The sequence below is a fragment of the Microbacterium cremeum genome, assembly GCF_015277855.1.
Taxonomy (GTDB): Bacteria; Actinomycetota; Actinomycetes; order Actinomycetales; family Microbacteriaceae; genus Microbacterium; species Microbacterium cremeum.
On sequence record NZ_CP063812.1, the window covers coordinates 1034659 to 1051131 of the forward strand.

The window sequence follows — 16473 nt, forward strand, 5'->3', positions numbered from 1 at the left end:
CGGCATCCGCAGACCCCAGCCCCACACCAACACACCAGACAGATCGAAGGAGATTGCACTCACATGAAGAAGAAGCTCATCGCGACGACGACCGTCGCGACCCTCGCAGCGATCAGCCTCGCCGGCTGCTCGTCCTCGGGCGACGACGGCGCAGACGGTGGCGCCGTGACCATCACGTACTCGAACTTCATCGCCAACGGCGGCAACGAGGAGAACCTCGAGGCCATCGTCGACGCATTCGAGGCCGAGAACCCCGACATCACCGTCGAGGTCACCACGTCAGCGTACGCCGACTACTTCACGAAGCTGCAGACCGACCTCGCGGCCGGAACCGCCGCCGACGTCTTCGACGTCGATGCGGGCAGCTTCGCGAACATCCAGGCGAGCGGCGTCCTGGCCGAGCTGACGGATGTCGACTCCTCCGCCTACCGCACGTCGGTGCTCGACGCGTACAACGTCGACGGCGCGCAGTACGGCCTGCCCACGTCGTTCTCGAACGTCGTGCTGTTCTACAACCAGGAGCTGTTCGACGCCGCCGGTGTGGAGTACCCGTCGTCCGACTGGACATGGGCGGACGAGCAGGCGGCCGCCGAAGCGCTGACGGATGCCGCGGCGGGCGCATGGGGCGACTACCAGCCGATCTCGTACCACGAGTACTACAAGGCGGTGCAGCAGGCGGGCGGCGACTTCCTCTCGGACGACGGGTCCGAGGCGGCATTCGACTCGGAGGCGGGGATCGCCGCTGCCGACTGGCTCGCGGGCAAGTCCGGCACCGTGATGCCGTCCGCCGCAGAAGGAGCGGGTACGCCGGACTTCGACCTGAACCTCTTCAAGGAGGGGGAGCTCGCCATGTGGCACACCGGCATCTGGATGATCGGTCTTGTCGGTGACCTCCCGTTCGAGTGGGACATCGCCGTCGAGCCGGGTGACGCGCAGAAGGCGAGCGCCACGTTCTCCAACGCGGTGGTCGTCTCGGCCGACTCGGAGCACCAGGAAGCCGCGCAGAAGTGGGCGGAGTACCTCAGCAGCTCGAAGGAGATGGTCGACGTGCGCCTCGAGGCCGGGTGGGAGCTGCCCGCGGTCAGCGACGAGGCCCTCCTCACGCCGTACCTCGACAAGACGCCGCCGGCGAACCGGCAGGCGGTGTTCGACTCGCTCGAGGCCGTCGCGGTGGCGCCCGAGCTCGGGGCGAACGCCCAGCAGATCCAGGATGCCGTCACGAACGCGCTCGGCGAGATCGCGGCCGGCCGCGCCTCGACCGAGGAGGCGATCGCGGCCCTGGCCGACGAGGTCGACTCGCTCCTGCCGTAGCACCATCAGGTCGCGTCCGCGGCGGCATCCCCGCCGCGGACGCGACACTCTCCCGAAGGACTCCTGTGACCGACACCCTCCCCGCCTCCGAAGCACCCGATCCCGCCCTCGCCGCACCCGATGTCGCCACCGGTGCGCCCGTAGACGCCGACGTCATCGGCGAACTCGCGCGCGGCAGCATCCGTCTCATCGCGGATCTGCAGACGCCCCAAGGGGCATACCCTGCCAGCCCGACGTTCTCGGCCTACGTGGGGTATAGCTGGCTGCGCGACGGATCATTCATCGCCGATGCGGCGTCGGCCGCGGGGCTCGTCGAGTCGGCCGGCCGCTTCTACGCGTGGTGCGCCGATGTCATGGTGCGCCGCGCCGAGAAGATCCGCTGGATCGTGCGCGAGACGGCGGAGGGCCGCCCGCCGGCACCGTCGCACATGCTGCCGGCGCGGTTCACGTTCGACGGCGAGGACGGCGCCGACGAGTGGTGGGACTTCCAGCTGGACGGCTACGGCACCTGGCTGTGGGCGCTGGTGGAGCACCTCGACCGTCACGGGGGGTCCGGAGAGGCGTTCCGCGAGGGCGTCGAGCTCACCGCCGACTACCTCATCGCGTCGTGGGACCGGCCTTGCTACGACTGGTGGGAGGAGCACGCCCAGCACGTGCACGTGTCGACGCTCGCGTGCATCGCGGCCGGCCTCGACGCCGTCGCGCGCGCCGGGTTGATCGCAGGTGAGCGTGCCGACCGTGCCCGGTCGGCGCTGGAGTCCATCCGCGAGCTCGTCGCCGAGCGCGGGACCGCGGACGGGCACCTCATCAAGTGGCTCGGGAGCACCGCGGTCGACGGCAGTCTCGCCGCCGCGATCGCGCCGCTCGGGTTCGTCGACCCCCGGTCGGACGTGGCGCGCGCGACGATCGAGGTGCTCGAGTCGCACCTGTCCGTCGACGGCGGCGTGCACCGCTACCTGGGCGACACGTTCTTCGGCGGCGGCCAGTGGCCGCTGCTGACCTGCTTCCTCGGACTCGCGCACCTGGCCGCGGGAGACCGCGCACGTGCCGACGAGTGCCTCGAGTGGGCGGCCGCGACCGCGACGGCCGAACTCCACCTGCCCGAGCAGGTGACGCACCACCTCATCGCCCCGCGCATGGAGCGGCCCTGGATCGAGCGGTGGGGGACGGTCGCCACCCCTCTGCTGTGGAGCCATGCCATGTTCCTGCGGCTCGGCATCGCCCTCGGCCGCATCGACCCGTCCGACCTCGCCTCCGCTCCGGAAGGAGAACCCCGATGATCCGTCACCGGCCCGCCGGCTCGGGACACCCGTACTCCGTCGACACCGAGCAGCGGTGGCCGGTGGTGCCGCTCGCCGGCGGCACGGCCACCCTCGGTCTCCGCGCCGACGCCGACGTCGTGGCGGTCGCGTGCACGCTGGAGTGGCGGGCGGATGCCGAACCCGGGGCGACCGACAGCATCGAGCTCCCGCTGACTCGCGTGGCGACGACGTCGCGGGGTCGCGTCACCGACGGCGGCCACCTCGCCTCGGCGGCCAGCCGACTGGCGCGCGCGGTCGGCGGATGGCAGGCGACGACGCCGGAGCTGCGGCCCGGTGGCGCCTACCGCTACCGGTTCCACGCGACGCACCGCGACGGGCGCACCGAGCGCACGCGGTGGTTCGAGTTCCGAGCGGCGCGGTGGGCGCCTGCCCCCGATGCCGTCGTCGAGCACGGGCGCTCGAGGGTGGTCCCCGGCTCGGTCGAGCAGCTGCACGACGGCGTCCGCGCGTGGCGGGTGCGCTTCGCGCTGCCCCTGAAGGCGCGCGAGCACGTCACCGGCTTCGGTGAGCGCTTCGACGCCGTCGACCAGGCCGGTGCCGCCCTGGACTCGGTCGTGTTCGAGCAGTACAAGAGCCAGGGCGCCGAGCGCAAGACCTACCTGCCGATGCCCTTCGCCCATGTCGTCGGCGGCGACGGGTGGGGCTTCCACGTCGACACCTCCCGGCGCGTGTGGTTCGACGTCGGCCACGCTGATGCGACGAGGCTCGTGGTCGAAGCCGAGACGGCTGAGGACGGCATCCTCGCCCTCCGTCTCTTCGACGGCACGCCGGCCGACGTTCTGGGCGCGTTCCTCGACCGTGCCGGGCGGGCGACCGCGCTGCCTTCGTGGGTCTTCCGGCTGTGGGCGAGCGGAAACGAATGGAACACGCAGGCCGAGGTCATGCGCCAGATGGACCTGCACCGCGAGTACGACATCCCGGTGGGGTCGGTCGTGATCGAAGCGTGGAGCGACGAATCCTCGTTCACCGCCTTCCGCGACGCGCAGTACACGGTGGCCGACGACGGGGCGCCGCACCGGCTCGCCGACTTCACGTTCCCCGCGGACGGCGCATGGCCCGACCCGAAGGGGATGACCGACGAGCTCCACGATCGCGGCATCCGTCTTCACCTGTGGCAGATCCCGCTGATCAAGATGCGCCCGCACCCCCGCGGCCAGGTCTCGGCCGACGCGAAGGCGGCGGTCCGCGAGGACGTGCTCATCCGCGAGCCCGACCCGCGCGGGGGCACCCGCCCGTACCGCAACCGCGGCTGGTGGTTCCCGCTCGGGCTCATGCCCGACCTCACCGACGAGCGCGCCGCCCGCTGGTGGACCGAGAAGCGCCGATACCTCGTCGACGAGATCGGCATCGACGGGTTCAAGACGGACGGAGGCGAGCACGCGTGGGGCGGCGAACTGGTGTATCTCGACGGCCGCCGCGGTGACGAGAAGAACAACACCTTCCCGGTCGCCTACGCGGCAGCGTACGGCCGGCTGCTCGAGTCCGCGGGCAAGGCGCCCGTGACGTTCAGTCGCGCGGGCTTCACCGGGTCGCAGGCGCATGGCGCGTTCTGGGCGGGCGATGAGAACTCGACGTGGGACGCGTTCCGGTGGTCGATGAACGCAGGACTGACCGCCGCAGCGTCCGGCATCGTCTACTGGGGGTGGGACATCGCCGGATTCTCGGGCGAGATCCCCACGGCGGAGCTCTACATCAGGGCGACGCAGGCGTCGGTGTTCGTGCCGATCATGCAGTACCACTCCGAGTTCAACCACCACCGCACGCCATCGAGAGACCGCACGCCGTGGAACATCGCGGAGCGTACCGGCGACGAGCGCGTCCTCCCGCTGTTCCGGCGGTACGCGAAGCTGCGCGAGCGGCTGATCCCCTATCTGGAGCGCTCCGCGGCGGCCGCGATCGCGACGGACGCCCCCTTGATGCGGCCGCTGTTCTTCGAGTGGCCCGACGACCCGGAGGTGTGGACGGCCCCGACGCAATGGCTGCTGGGCGACGACCTGCTGGTCGCCCCGGTCCTCGAGCCCGGCGCCGGCGAGTGGCCGGTGTACCTGCCAGCCGGGGAGTGGATCGACGCCTGGACCGGGGAGCGGCACGTCGGCGGGCGTACCGTGCCGGTGGCGACGCCCATCGACCGCATCCCGGTGTTCCTCCGGGGGCGCGCGGCCGAGGAACTGGCGCCGATGTTCCGGTAGCCGGCCGGTCAGCAGGAGGGCGCTGTCAGCGAAAGTGACAGGATCGAGAGATGACCTCGCCGCTCTTGACGCAAGAATTCTCCTGGCGCGGACGGAGCGTCCGCTGGGGTCGTTCCGGAGCAGGACCAGCGCTCGTGTTCCTGCATGGCACTCCGTGGTCGTCGGAGCTCTGGCGTCCCATCGCAGGTGCGCTGTCGAAGGCGTTCACCGTGTACCTGTGGGACATGCCCGGGTATGGATCCTCGTCCAAGGAGTCATCCCACCGCGTCGACCTCGGAGTACAGGGGGAACTGTTCGCGGCGCTACTCGAACACTGGGGCCTCACGCGTCCGCACGTCATCGCGCACGACTTCGGTGGAGCAGTCGCTCTCCGAGCGCGGCTGCTCCATGGCTCGACGTACACCTCGCTCTGCCTCGTCGACGTGGTCGCGCTCGCTCCCTGGGGCTCACCCTTCTTCACCCTCGTGAAGGCGAACACGGCAGTCTTCGAACAACTCCCGCCAGCGGTACACCGCGGCGCGGTGGAGGCCTATGTCAATGGCGCCAGCAACCGGGGTCTGCGTGCCGATGAACTGAGCATGCTCGTCGAACCATGGACCGGACCGGTCGGTCAAGCGGCGTTCTACCGGCAGATCGCGCAAGCGGACGAGTCCTTCACGACCGAGATCGAACCGCTCTACGGCACTATCACCGAGCCCGTGCACATCGTCTGGGGAATGGATGACACGTGGATTCCGGCCGACCGTGCGCAGCGCCTGAAGGAGGCAATGCCTCACGCGACCGTCACGTTGATCCCCGACGCCGGGCACCTCGTCCAGCTCGATGTTCCTGCGGCGCTGTCCGCCGAACTCACCCGATGGACGTCTGCTGTGAACGCACGAGGGAGCGCGTAGGAGGCGTCAGACGGTTGTCGTCGCGTTCCCGGGCGTCCAGCCCAAAGAAGGCGCGACATCCCTCGCGAAGGACTCGATCACGCGGAGGTTGAACTCGACGCCCAGCTGGCTCGGGATCGTGAGCATGAGCGTGTCGGCGCTCGCGATCGCGGCATCCTCCTTCAGCTGCTCGACCAGTACATCGGGTTCGGCCGCATACGTCTTGCCGAAGGTGGAGCGGATGCCGTCGATCACGCCGATCTGGTCGCCGTCCTGCCGTCCGCCGAAGTACATCGCGTCCTCGGCCGTGGTGATCGGGAAGATCGAGCGGCTCACCGACACGCGCGGCTCGCCGGCGTGCCCGGCCTCGCGCCACGCGTCGCGGAACGCATCGATCTGCTGTGCCTGCAGCAGATCGAACGGCGTGCCGTCGGCCTCGGTCAGCAGCGTCGACGACATGAGGTTCACGCCGCGGCGCCCGGCCCACTCGGCCGAGTCGCGGTTGCCCGCACCCCACCACACCCGCGAGCGCAGGCCGGGGGAGTGCGGCTCGACGCGCTGCAGCCCGGTCGCGCCGGCCCCGAAGGGGGACGAGGCATCCCGCTCGGCCAGCCCCTCGCCCTCGATCGCGCGCAGGAACAGTTCGAAATGCTCGCGTGCGATGTCGGCTCCGCGCGGGTCCTGAGAACCGGTGTAGCCGAAGGCCTCGTATCCTCGCACGACGGTTTCGGGTGAGCCGCGGCTCACCCCGAGCGCGAGCCTGCCGCCCGAGATGAGGTCGACGGATGCCGCCTCCTCGGCCAGGTACAGCGGGTTCTCGTAGCGCATGTCGATGACGCCGGTGCCCACCTCGATGCGCTCGGTGCGCGCCGCGATCGCGGCCAGGAGCGGCATCGGCGAGGACTGCTGCCGCGCGAAGTGGTGCACCCGGAAGTACGCGCCGTTCACGCCCAGCTCGTCCATGCCCTGGGCGAGGTCGATCGCCTGCCGCATCGAATCGGCGGCGGTGAGTTGCCGCCCACCGCCGAGCGGGCCGTAGTGTCCGAACGAGAGGGTTCCGAAGCGCTCCATGTCGTCTGCAACCGTACGCCCGCGGCATCCATTCCGGTGAATAGGTGTGCTCGGCGCGTCGGAGCCTGTCGCTACCCTGGCGCCGTGACCAGCATCCGGCCTGCCGTTCCCGCAGACGTCCCGCGCATCGCAGAGGTGTGGGAGTCGGCGTGGCGGGACGGCCACGTCGGGCACATCCCCGATGAACTGCTGGTGCACCGCCAGTCGGACTCGTTCCGCACGCGTGCCGCCGAAATGGTCGGGCGCACGCATGTCGCCGAGGTCGACGGCGACATCGTCGGCTTCGTGACCCTCAAGGGCGACGAGCTCGAGCAGCTGTTCGTCGCCGCCCCCGCCCGCGGCACGGGCGTGGCGCGCGACCTGCTCGCCGACGGTGCGCGACGGCTGCTCGCGCAGGGACACGCCCGGCCGTGGCTCGCCGTGGTGAGCGGCAACGCGCGGGCGCGCCACTTCTACGAGCGCGAAGGGTGGCGCGACGCCGGACCGCTCGCATACGAGGCGCCGATCGAAGGCGGAACCGTCACAGTGCCGTGCCGCCGCTACGAGCTGATCCTCCCTCGCTGAAATCGGCCGCCCCTGTCCGGCGCACGCACAGCGTGCTTACGATGGCAGCGAGGCCCCGATCGCGGGGGCGGGTCGAGAGGAGGCGCGATGATCCAGGTTCGGGTGGCCGGCGTCGCTCTCGACGCCACCGGTCAGCACGTCGTGCTGCTGAAGCCCCTCGACGAGATCCCGGGCGACGGGCTCGTTCTGCCCATCTGGATCGGTCAGCTGGAAGCGACATCGATCCTGGTCGCCCTCGAGAACGCCCCGGTGCCGCGTCCGCTCGCCCACGACCTCATGCGCACCATGCTCGAGACGCTGGGCGCCGAGGTGACGCGGGTCGCGGTGCCTCGCATCGAGGAGGGCACGTTCTACGGCGAGATCACGCTGGCGACCGCGCTCGGCGAGCGGGTCGTCGACGCGCGGCCCTCGGATGCCGTCGCCCTCGCGTCCCGCGTCGGCGCGAGCATCTGGGTGGCCGAAGAGGTGATGACGGAAGCCGGTGTTCCCGACGTGCTGACCGAGACCGACGCCGCCGAACGCCTCGACGAGTTCAAGCGCTTCCTCGACGATGTCGAGCCGGAGGACTTCGAGGCCTGACCTCGTTCGCGGGGTCAGTGCCCGCCCGCTCGGACGGCGGCCGCGACCTCGGCCGGAGAGCCGCGCCAGGGTGCGCCGTGTCCGGGGAGCACCCACGACGCTTCGAGTCCGGCGAGGCGATCGAGTGATGCGGATGCCTCGGCCGGGGCGTCGGTGAAGGGCGCGGGCTGCAGGCCCTCGCGGCCGGTGAGGACGTGGCGCGTCGTGAGCGCATCGCCGACGAAGACCGCGTCGGCGAGCGGGACGTGCACGGCGATGCTCCCGGGCGAGTGCCCCGGCATCCCGACGATCACCGGAGCACCGGGCAGATCGAGGACGTCGCCGTCGCGGATCTCGACGACCTCCGAGACGTACCTGGTCGGCACGGCGCGCTTGCGCAGCGCATACGCGAAGAACCCGAGGGTCGGGCCCAGCCGCATCGGACCCGCCGGGGTCTTCGGCTTCTCGCCGGTGCGGGCGCGCTGCGCGTCGGCCGCGTGCACGTAGACGGGCACGCCGTGATCGCGGCGCAGCCGCTCCGCGAACCCGAGGTGGTCGCTGTCGCCGTGCGTGAGGACGAGTCCGCGGATGTCGTCGGCCGTCCTGCCGATCGTGCGGAGCTCGCGCGTGAGATCGCGCCAGTGCCCCGGCAGCCCGGCGTCGATGACCGTGATGCCCTCGTCGGTGACGACGAGGTAGGAGGCGACGATGTCGTTGCCGACGCGGTGCAGGTGCGGCCCGAGCTTCATGGCGGTGGCCTTTCGATGAGGGGGGGGGGTGGGAATGGCTACGATACGTAGCTATCATAGCTACTGTCAATAGCTATCAGGAGGATGCCGATGCCGACGCCAGAGCGCACGTCCCTTGCCCAGATCGTCGACGCGGGCCGCGACATCCTCGAGGAGCAGGGTCTCGCGGGCCTCACGATGCAGGGCGTGGCCGCCCGGGTCGGAGTCCGGGCACCGTCGCTCTACAAGCGCGTGCGGGACCGCGAGGCACTCGTGGCGGCGGTCTGCGGAGCCACCGTCGACGACCTGACGCGCCGGCTCGAGGCATCCGATCACTCTCTCGAGTCGCTGACACGCGCGTACCGCGCGTTCGCGCGCGAACGGCCGGAGGGATTCCGGCTGGTGTTCGCGGTGTCTCCGCCGCAGGACTCGCTCGACCGGGCGGCGGCCACGATCGTGCGCAGCGCCGGGATGCTGGCGGGCGAGGACCATGCGCTGGAGGCCGCGCGGCTCGTGACGGCCTGGGCCACGGGCTTCATCCACATGGAGCTGGCGGGCGCCTTCCGGCTCGGAGGAGACGTCGATGAGGCGTTCGAGTACGGGTTGGCCGCGCTGCGACGCGGGCTCGCCGCACGATGACCGCCGGCGTGCCGGGCCGACGGAGACCCCGCTCGCGTCAGTCGCTGGCGAGCCGCGCGGCGAACTCCTTCTCGACGTCGATGTAGTGGTCGTCGGCGAAGTCGGGCCCCTCGCTCGTCACGGACCCCCGGCCCGCCACTCCCGTGCAGACCCCCGCGATATGCGGATCTTGTACGAGCACGGCGGAACACCGAGGCTGACCGCGATGTAGTCGCGTGCCATCACCGCCGCCTCGGCCCACGAGTATGCCTGCGAACGACCGGACATGACGCAGTTACGCTCATCCTGTGTCGAATCCGTCGATCGTCAAAGCCGAGGAGCGGCGAAAGCCGTTGTCGACGGTAGCCCCGATTGTTGTGACGGCGCTGGTGGGCTTAGCCGCGATCTGGTTGGTCGCTGTTCCTCTCGGACCTGAAGCGTGCGCGCTGTCCCTCCCCGGTCCGCGCAATTGCTTCGTCTCTCAGCGCTTGGACGCCGCGCTGCTTCCCACCATCATGATCGTGCTGCTTGCCGCGGCGTCGATGGTGGTATGCCTCGTGTGGCCACGGCTGGCGGGCGCGGTCCGCTGGGTGGCGACGATCACGCTCGTCGCAGCGACGGTCAGCGCGTACCTCCTCGTCGCGTGGATCCCTGGCCTTGCATGGATCGATCAGGGCGGCGCCGACCTCTTGTCTTGAACTCCGAAACCCGCATACTCTGCGGGCCTGAGGGCTCCTGACGGATCTCCTTGGTGACAATCTGGACGAACCGCTCACTCGGCGGCCTGAATAGGACCGCACCTTGACCCGCAAGCGACGGGCCGAAGCGAGAACCGCATGAGGCTAATCGGCCGCGCATCCGGTGCGAGTGATGGCGGTTGTCACGTCGTCGCACGATCTCTTCGTCCACCCGGGATCGCCACCGAACGCCGTGACCCCCACCAAGAAAACGAACGCAGTGACCGTCGACGCACCCTGGGCTTCAAGACGGTGCCGCATGGGATCAACGTAGCGAGCGAACACCTACTCGTAATCAGCTAGCGGCCCGCCGAATCCATGCGACCGCGGCAGTCCACAGGCGGGCGGACTTCGTGAGCTACGACACCTGGGTCCAATGGCGAACCTTGTCGTCACGCTCGACGAGGAACTGGTCGTCCTCGGGGTAGTACACGGCGGTCTCGATGTCCGCGCCGGCGAAACCCTTGATCGCCTCAAGGCTCTGCCAGCGCGACACAGTCAGGATCTCGGTCGTCCCGTCGCCGAGGTCGCGTGTCAACATCCACGCGTCGAGGTTCCCGGGCGTCTCGCGATACTCCCTCATGCCGGTGCGTTCGATGTACGCGACGTACTCGTCGGTATCCTCACTCCGCACACTGCCTCGCCACATCCGGACGATGGCCTTCTGCGCTTCCATGCCGTCGTTGTGCATGCCGCCATTGTGCGCGGGGGGCGGAAGATCCGCATCCGGGTGCGCAGACACCCGCCGTACCTATCCCGCCAGCCCACCACACGGCCCAGACTCCGCGACCATCATGACGCGCGCGGGAAGCGGCCGGGCTGCGACTTCCCGAGGGGTCGCGATCCCAGTTCTTCACAGGAGCACGTGGCGGAGGATAGGGGATTCGAACCCCTGAGGGCTTGCACCCAACACGCTTTCCAAGCGTGCGCCATAGGCCACTAGGCGAATCCTCCAGGCGGCCCCGAAGGGCCGCCGACCATCCTACCCTGCCGCGCTATCGCGCCCGAACCGGGACGCTGCCCGCGTACACGCTGCCGGGACGGATGACGAGTGAGCGCGGAGCCGCGAGCGCCAGGATCCGGCGCGCGGGCGGCACCGAGGCGAGGAGCGCGGAACGCACCGTCGCGGCGGCGCTCGCCGCATCGTCGCCCATCCAGTACGACCGCGTTCCGGCGCGGGAGTAGCTGACGCGCTCGATCGCGACGAGCACGGTGTTCATCTCGTTCGCCGGGACGCCGTGCTCGACGACGAGGCGCCGGGCGAAGGCACGAGGAGACTCGCTCGCCGGAACCGGGATGCCGACGTCGATCGCGGCATCCTGAACCGACTGCCACGACGCGGCCGCATCGCCTCGGCGTGCCGCGGCGTCCTGCTGGCGACGACGCAGCTCGCGCGCGAGGAACGGCAGCGCGCACACGACCACCACGAGCAGCAGGACGCCGAACAGCGGCACCGGATCGACAGCGCCGCCCGACGACGCTGCGGTGCCTGTGCCGCGCTCGTCGATCCTGTCGGTGGCATCGGAACCGACGGGAGCGGTCGGGGTGGGCGTCGACCGCGGTGCGGCCGGATCGCTCTCGCCTGGCTGCCCGAGCGAGACCGAGGCGGGGGAGAAGGAGGTCGGAACGCCGAGCCCCGACGTCGGCTCGAACGAGATCCAGCCGATGCCCGAGAAGTACACCTCCGGCCAGGCGTGCAGTTGCGAGCTCGACACCGAGTACACCGGCTGCCCGTTGACGGAGTCCGTCGTCGGCTCGCCCGGGAGATACCCGACCACGATGCGCGACGGCATGTGGAGCGTGCGCGCCATGAGGGCGAACGCCGACGCGAAGTGCACGCAGTACCCCTCGCGCACCTCGAGGAACTGCGCGACGGCCTCGGCACCGCTGCCGTCGAAGCCCTCCTCGACCGGGGCGTCGAGCGAATACTGGAAGTCGCCGCTGCGGAACCACCGCTGCAGCGCGACCAGTCGGTCGTAGTCGTTCGCGGCGCCCGCGGTCACCTCGGCGGCGAGCTCGCCGATGATCGGCGGCATGTCGACGGGCAGCTCCGTCGTCTCGTCGCGCACCGGCACGCCGCTCGCGGTGGAGGCACGAGCCTGCTCGAGCGACGGACGCGGCACCGTGTACCGGACGTCGTAGTCCTGGCCCTGGGTCGACCCCGATCGCGACACCACGGTGCGGTTGTACGGCACTGCGCCCCACGTGCCTTCGAGCCCCGTCACCTCGACCGCCGGGAACGGGACCGGCGCCCACGGCGAAGCGAGGTTGACCACGTCGAGGCTCGACAGGTACTCGGTCACCCGGATGTCGGGGTCGACCGCGACGTCGCCGAGGGCACGCTCGCTGTCGACCGACACCGACTGCGCTCGGTCGGGCTCCCACACGCCGCCCTCGAAGCGCGAGAGGGTCGTGGCGCGCAGGTAGGGAACGGTCGGCGAGTCGGTGCGCACCCGCATCACCTCGATCTCCTGCGGGCGGCGCAGATCGTCGCCCAGCTGGAGCGTCGCGTCGATGCCAGGACCGGGGCCGACGCCGGCGCCGGCGCGCGCGACGGGCTGCGGGAGCATCGGCGTCGCGACGACCGCGACCACCACCGCGATCGCGCCGATGCCGATCGCCGTCGCGGGCACCCCCGCGGTGCGCTCCGCCTCCTGCTCGAGCGGCTTCTCACGCGAGCGCGTCTCGGCGCGCAGGAGGAAGAGGATCGTGACGGCCAGGAAGACGAACCCGACGACGTCGACCTCGCTCGGCACCGCGATCGCCGGGATGAGCGAGACCGTGACGATGCCGACCGCCGCGAGCAGCGGCATCCGTGCCGTCACGACGACGTGATCGACGATGATCGTGAGCAGCCCCATCGCGCCGACCACGACGAAGGCGAGCGCCGCCGTCGGCTCCAGCGGAGCGGCGCCGAGGGTGATCTCCTCCATCGCCGTGTCGAGCAGCGCGGGCACGGTGCGGATCGAGTCGAGCGTGGGCACCACCCACAGCAGCGCCGTGTCGCGGAGGTACACCACCGTCATGAAGACGACCCACACCGCGGCCTCGATCAGCGTCACGGCGATCGCGGGCAGGTGGAATCGTCGCGCGTTGTAGCCGGCGGCGAGGATCAGCACCGCCAGAACCAGGGCTCCCACCAGCCACACGCCGGACTCGATCACGCGGGTGACCGGGAGGATCGCCGCCATGAGCGCCGCAAGGATCGCCCCGACGAGCAGCAAGCCGCCGCGTCGCGCCGGGCGCCCGGCGTCAGCGGAGGACATGCTGCACCCCGCGACCGACGGCGTTCACCCACGTGAGCCCCAGATCCCGATCCGGATCGATCGTGGCGACGTTCCAGCCGTGGTCGGCGGCACGCTCGAGGGCATCGCCGACGGGAGCCGCGGCGAGGATCAACGGGAGGGTGCTGTGGTGCGCGACCGGGCCGATGGCGTCGGCATCCGCGGGGTCCAGGCGCCCGACGATCACGACGACCGGGCCTGTCGAGATGCCCGCGAAGAGCCGGCCGAGGTGGGGCAGGCTGTCGTCGCGCCGTGCGGTCACGGTCGCGAACTGGACGAGCATCGCCTCGACCTCGGTCATGTCGCCGCCGTCGATGCGCTCGGCAAGGCCCGCGGATCCGTAGAGCGGCGTGCCGTCGCTGTCGAGCACCTCCACGGCGTAGCCGTCGTGGACGAGCCGTGCGACCACCGAGACGCACGCCGACACGCCCGCTTCGAACCCCGGGTCGGCGCCGGGCGCCTGCAGCGCCTCGGTCGACCACCGCAGCGCCGCCCGGTCGAGCACGACCGTCGCCTCCGGAGTCGACTCCTGCTCCTCCTGACGCACCATGAGCGCGTCGCGGTGCGCCGTGGCACGCCAGTGGATGCGGCGCATCGAATCACCCGGGGCGTACGGGCGGGCGACGAGGTTGTCGGCGCCCTGCCCGAGCTGGTTGGTCGTGGTGTGGAGGGTGCCGCCGGCGGCACCGGCGTAGTCCACGAGCGGAGACAGGTCGACCACTGCGGGCGCCACCGTCACCGGCGTGCGCTCGCCGAACACGATGGTGCGGCGCGCGAGGCCGAACGGATCCGACGTGCGCACCGACAGCGGGCCGAGAGGATGGACGCCGCGCCGGGCGCCGGTGACCGTGTACGCGAGGTCGACGACACGCACATCCCCGCGCAGTCCCGAGCTGAGCGCCGGGAACACGCCGTCCGCCTTGCCGCGGAGTCCCTTGGGAAGCGTGTCGTGCCACGTCCCGGGTGGCGTCGGCAGCGCCGCGCGCACGCCCACCTGCACCGAGACGTGCGACTCGCGGCCCACCGACGCCACGTCGGGTGAGAGCGAGCGGGTCACCACATCGGTGCGCCGCCCGAGATACAGCGAGGCGACGCCGGCGGCGACGACCGCGATCAGGAGGATGCCGAAGTACATCAGCTCGGCGATCCCGGCCTCGTTCGCCACGATGAAGCACACCAGCGCGAGGATCAGGGCGCCGGTGCCCCGGACGGTCAGCGGCCACAGGCGTCTCATCGCGCGCTCACCGTCTGCTCACTGACGCGAGGCGATCGGGACCCGCACGCCCGCGGCGATGCGCTCGAGGATCGTGGTGATGGCCTCGGCGGTGGTGCGGGCTCGCGCCCCGCCGGCCGAGCGCGTGGGGATGATGCGGTGCGCGAACACCGGCACGAGCAGCGCCGTGATGTCGTCCGGGATGACGAACCCGCGGCCGTCGAGAGCCGCCCACACCTTCGCGGCGCGCACGAGCTGCAGCGTCGCGCGCGGGCTCGCTCCCAGCCGGAGATCGGTGTGCGTGCGCGTCGCCTGCGACAGTGCGACGGCGTAGTCCTCGATCGCCGGGGCGACATGCACCGCGCGCGCCCAGGCGATGAGTCCCGCGACCTGCTCGCCCGTGACCACCGGGGCGAGCCTGTCGAGCGGGTTCACGGTATCGCGCTGGCGCAGCATGACGGCCTCGGACCGCGCGTCGGGGTAACCCATCGAGATGCGCATCATGAAGCGGTCGCGCTGAGCCTCGGGGAGGGCGTACGTGCCCTCCATCTCGAGAGGGTTCTGGGTCGCGACGACGAGGAACGGCTCGGGCACGTAGTGCGTGCGCCCGTCGACGGTCACCTGACGCTCCTCCATCGCTTCGAGCAGCGCCGACTGGGTCTTGGGCGACGACCGGTTGATCTCGTCGGCGATCACGATGTTCGCGAAGATCGCACCCGGCTTGAACTCGAACTCGCGCTCCACCGGGTTGAACACGCTCACGCCCGTCACGTCGCCGGGAAGCAGATCCGGGGTGAACTGGATGCGGCGGACCGTCGCGTCGACGGAGGTCGCGAGCGCGCGCGCCAGCATGGTCTTGCCGACGCCCGGCACGTCCTCGATGAGCAGGTGCCCCTCGGCGAGCAGGCACACCAGCGCGCTGCGAACGGCTTCCGGCTTGCCGTCGATGACGTTGCCGACCGACTCGAGGATCGCGTCGGTGATCCGTGCGAACCCATCGGCCGTGAGTGCTCCCGTCGTTCCGCCGTGCACGGCATCCGTCATCGCGGTATCGACCATCGAGGCCTCCTCGTCCGCCCGTTCGGGCGGGTCGGCGGGTGAGCGCGGGCTCCCTCGCCCACGGCTCGATCCTAACCGCGGCGGGGGTCGGGCGGCACTGGGAGATCCCTGGGCGAGCGGAGCTCTCGCGCGGGGTTAGACTGGTGGCAGCTCTCCGCGAGGCGGCATCCAGGCCAACTCCCCCAGGACGGAAACGTAGCAAGGGTAACCGGGCTCTGCCGGGTTCGCGGAGAGTCTTACTTTTCCCGGGCGAACGGACCGTCGAGGACCGCCCACTGCAGCAGCATGATGGTCTTCGCGTCCTGGATGCGCCCGTCGCGCACCATCGCGAGCGCCTCGTCGATGCGGGGCTCGAGCAGCTTGATGTGCTCGCCCTCGTCGGCGAGGCCGCCGCGTTCGCCGGTCCTGACCCGGCCGTCGTACGGCGCGGCGAAGAAGTGGATGCGCTCGGTGACCGACCCGGGACTCATGTACACGTCCCACACGTGCTCGAGCTCGCCGACCTCGACGCCGGTCTCCTCGGCCGCCTCGCGCCGGATCGCGGTCGCCGGGTCGTCCTCGTCGAGGAGTCCGGCGGCGGTCTCGATCAGCATCCCGTCGGGGTGGTCGTTGACGTAGACGGGATAGCGGAACTGGCGCGTCAGCAGCACCGTGCGCCGTGCCGGGTCGTACAGCAGGATGGTCGCTCCGTTGCCGCGGTCGTACGTCTCGCGATGCTGCGTCTCCCACTCGCCGGACGGGCCGCGGTACTCGAGCGTGGTCCGGCGGAGCACGTGCCAGCCGGCGGCGAGCAGCTCGACATCCGTCACCCGTACGTCGGGATTGCGGTCGAGGTCGCGCCCCGTGCGGTCGAGTCCCGTGCGTCCGCGATGGTCGGGGATGTCGATTCCGGGCCGGGGGATCGTCATGCTGCGAGAGTATCCGGGATCGGGCGCGCGCCTGGCCGC

At 70.8% G+C, this 16473-nt stretch carries 16 protein-coding genes, 1 tRNA gene and 1 other RNA gene; 9 read left to right on the plus strand and 9 right to left on the minus strand.

The genetic code is table 11. The annotated features are described in order from the left end of the window. Nucleotides 1–63 precede the first annotated feature (63 nt). The 4 genes from IM778_RS04415 to IM778_RS04430 all read left to right on the plus strand — a co-directional run bounded on the left by IM778_RS04415 (nt 64) and on the right by IM778_RS04430 (nt 5715). Nucleotides 64–1311, plus strand: a complete 1248-nt coding sequence (locus IM778_RS04415; RefSeq protein ID WP_194410865.1) for an ABC transporter substrate-binding protein — start codon at nt 64–66, stop codon at nt 1309–1311. Between the two features lie 65 nt (nt 1312–1376). Then, nucleotides 1377–2591 (plus strand): glycoside hydrolase family 15 protein, encoded by a 1215-nt coding sequence (locus IM778_RS04420; RefSeq protein WP_194410866.1) that lies wholly within the window; start codon nt 1377–1379, stop codon nt 2589–2591. Beyond that, nucleotides 2588–4822 carry a glycoside hydrolase family 31 protein gene (locus tag IM778_RS04425; protein ID WP_194410867.1) on the plus strand — a complete coding sequence of 745 codons (2235 nt, stop codon included), beginning with the start codon at nt 2588–2590 and terminating at the stop codon, nt 4820–4822. The genes IM778_RS04420 and IM778_RS04425 overlap by 4 nt, the downstream gene beginning before the upstream one ends. 50 nt (nt 4823–4872) lie before the next feature. After that, nucleotides 4873–5715, plus strand: coding sequence for an alpha/beta fold hydrolase (locus IM778_RS04430; RefSeq protein ID WP_194410868.1), 843 nt, complete (start codon nt 4873–4875; stop codon nt 5713–5715). A gap of 6 nt (nt 5716–5721) precedes the next feature. On the opposite strand, the gene IM778_RS04435 is transcribed toward IM778_RS04430, so the two are convergent. Beyond that, the gene (locus tag IM778_RS04435) at nt 5722–6765 is read right to left on the minus strand and encodes an LLM class flavin-dependent oxidoreductase (RefSeq protein ID WP_194410869.1); all 1044 of its coding nucleotides are present in this window, start codon (nt 6763–6765) and stop codon (nt 5722–5724) included. An 84-nt stretch (nt 6766–6849) separates the two neighbouring features. Between IM778_RS04435 and IM778_RS04440 the strand changes: the two genes are divergently transcribed. Beyond that, entirely contained in the window at nt 6850–7329 is a 480-nt protein-coding gene (locus tag IM778_RS04440) for a GNAT family N-acetyltransferase (RefSeq protein WP_194410870.1), read from the plus strand. An 87-nt stretch (nt 7330–7416) separates the two neighbouring features. Next, on the plus strand, nt 7417–7908 hold the full coding sequence (locus IM778_RS04445) for a bifunctional nuclease family protein (RefSeq protein WP_194410871.1): 492 nt from the start codon (nt 7417–7419) through the stop codon (nt 7906–7908). Nucleotides 7909–7922: 14 nt separating this feature from the next. Here the strand turns inward: IM778_RS04445 and IM778_RS04450 are convergent, their stop codons facing one another. Further along, on the minus strand, nt 7923–8636 hold the full coding sequence (locus IM778_RS04450; RefSeq protein WP_194410872.1) for an MBL fold metallo-hydrolase: 714 nt from the start codon (nt 8634–8636) through the stop codon (nt 7923–7925). A gap of 90 nt (nt 8637–8726) precedes the next feature. On the opposite strand from IM778_RS04450, the gene IM778_RS04455 reads away from it, so the two are divergent. Next, the gene (locus IM778_RS04455; RefSeq protein ID WP_194410873.1) at nt 8727–9254 is read left to right on the plus strand and encodes a TetR/AcrR family transcriptional regulator; all 528 of its coding nucleotides are present in this window, start codon (nt 8727–8729) and stop codon (nt 9252–9254) included. Between the two features lie 37 nt (nt 9255–9291). Here IM778_RS04455 and IM778_RS04460 read toward each other — a convergent pair whose 3' ends face one another. Then, nucleotides 9292–9435 (minus strand): hypothetical protein, encoded by a 144-nt coding sequence (locus IM778_RS04460; protein WP_194410874.1) that lies wholly within the window; start codon nt 9433–9435, stop codon nt 9292–9294. Between the two features lie 106 nt (nt 9436–9541). Here IM778_RS04460 and IM778_RS04465 point away from each other — a divergent pair, with 106 nt between their 5' ends. After that, entirely contained in the window at nt 9542–9931 is a 390-nt protein-coding gene (locus tag IM778_RS04465) for a hypothetical protein (protein WP_194410875.1), read from the plus strand. A gap of 397 nt (nt 9932–10328) precedes the next feature. Here the strand turns inward: IM778_RS04465 and IM778_RS04470 are convergent, their stop codons facing one another. The 5 genes from IM778_RS04470 to IM778_RS04490 all read right to left on the minus strand — a co-directional run bounded on the left by IM778_RS04470 (nt 10329) and on the right by IM778_RS04490 (nt 15526). Further along, nucleotides 10329–10661, minus strand: coding sequence for a hypothetical protein (locus IM778_RS04470; RefSeq protein WP_228484749.1), 333 nt, complete (start codon nt 10659–10661; stop codon nt 10329–10331). Between the two features lie 175 nt (nt 10662–10836). Continuing rightward, nucleotides 10837–10924: transfer RNA gene (locus IM778_RS04475), tRNA-Ser, on the minus strand. Nucleotides 10925–10965: 41 nt separating this feature from the next. Then, nucleotides 10966–13236, minus strand: a complete 2271-nt coding sequence (locus IM778_RS04480; RefSeq protein ID WP_194410876.1) for a transglutaminase TgpA family protein — start codon at nt 13234–13236, stop codon at nt 10966–10968. Next, nucleotides 13223–14488, minus strand: a complete 1266-nt coding sequence (locus IM778_RS04485; protein ID WP_194410877.1) for a DUF58 domain-containing protein — start codon at nt 14486–14488, stop codon at nt 13223–13225. Before IM778_RS04485 ends, IM778_RS04480 begins: the two co-directional genes overlap by 14 nt. 18 nt (nt 14489–14506) lie before the next feature. After that, nucleotides 14507–15526, minus strand: coding sequence for an AAA family ATPase (locus tag IM778_RS04490; RefSeq protein ID WP_194410878.1), 1020 nt, complete (start codon nt 15524–15526; stop codon nt 14507–14509). Nucleotides 15527–15671: 145 nt separating this feature from the next. Here IM778_RS04490 and ffs point away from each other — a divergent pair. Beyond that, an RNA gene (gene ffs / locus IM778_RS04495) (signal recognition particle sRNA small type) lies at nt 15672–15768 on the plus strand. Here ffs and IM778_RS04500 read toward each other — a convergent pair. Next, nucleotides 15763–16434 (minus strand): NUDIX domain-containing protein, encoded by a 672-nt coding sequence (locus IM778_RS04500; protein ID WP_194410879.1) that lies wholly within the window; start codon nt 16432–16434, stop codon nt 15763–15765. The genes ffs and IM778_RS04500 overlap by 6 nt on opposite strands. Nucleotides 16435–16473: the final 39 nt, after the last annotated feature.

Bases quoted from the DNA above. Each gene is read 5' to 3' on its own strand.
- IM778_RS04415 (WP_194410865.1), top strand. From the start codon at position 64: ATGAAGAAGAAGCTCATCGCGACGACGACCGTCGCGACCCTCGCAGCG.
- IM778_RS04425 (WP_194410867.1), top strand. From the start codon at position 2,588: ATGATCCGTCACCGGCCCGCCGGCTCGGGACACCCGTACTCCGTCGAC.
- IM778_RS04430 (WP_194410868.1), top strand. From the start codon at position 4,873: ATGACCTCGCCGCTCTTGACGCAAGAATTCTCCTGGCGCGGACGGAGC.
- IM778_RS04435 (WP_194410869.1), bottom strand. From the start codon at position 6,765: ATGGAGCGCTTCGGAACCCTCTCGTTCGGACACTACGGCCCGCTCGGC.
- IM778_RS04445 (WP_194410871.1), top strand. From the start codon at position 7,417: ATGATCCAGGTTCGGGTGGCCGGCGTCGCTCTCGACGCCACCGGTCAG.
- IM778_RS04450 (WP_194410872.1), bottom strand. From the start codon at position 8,636: ATGAAGCTCGGGCCGCACCTGCACCGCGTCGGCAACGACATCGTCGCC.
- IM778_RS04455 (WP_194410873.1), top strand. From the start codon at position 8,727: ATGCCGACGCCAGAGCGCACGTCCCTTGCCCAGATCGTCGACGCGGGC.
- IM778_RS04470 (WP_228484749.1), bottom strand. From the start codon at position 10,661: ATGCACAACGACGGCATGGAAGCGCAGAAGGCCATCGTCCGGATGTGG.
- IM778_RS04480 (WP_194410876.1), bottom strand. From the start codon at position 13,236: ATGTCCTCCGCTGACGCCGGGCGCCCGGCGCGACGCGGCGGCTTGCTG.
- IM778_RS04485 (WP_194410877.1), bottom strand. From the start codon at position 14,488: ATGAGACGCCTGTGGCCGCTGACCGTCCGGGGCACCGGCGCCCTGATC.
- IM778_RS04490 (WP_194410878.1), bottom strand. From the start codon at position 15,526: ATGGTCGATACCGCGATGACGGATGCCGTGCACGGCGGAACGACGGGA.
- IM778_RS04500 (WP_194410879.1), bottom strand. From the start codon at position 16,434: ATGACGATCCCCCGGCCCGGAATCGACATCCCCGACCATCGCGGACGC.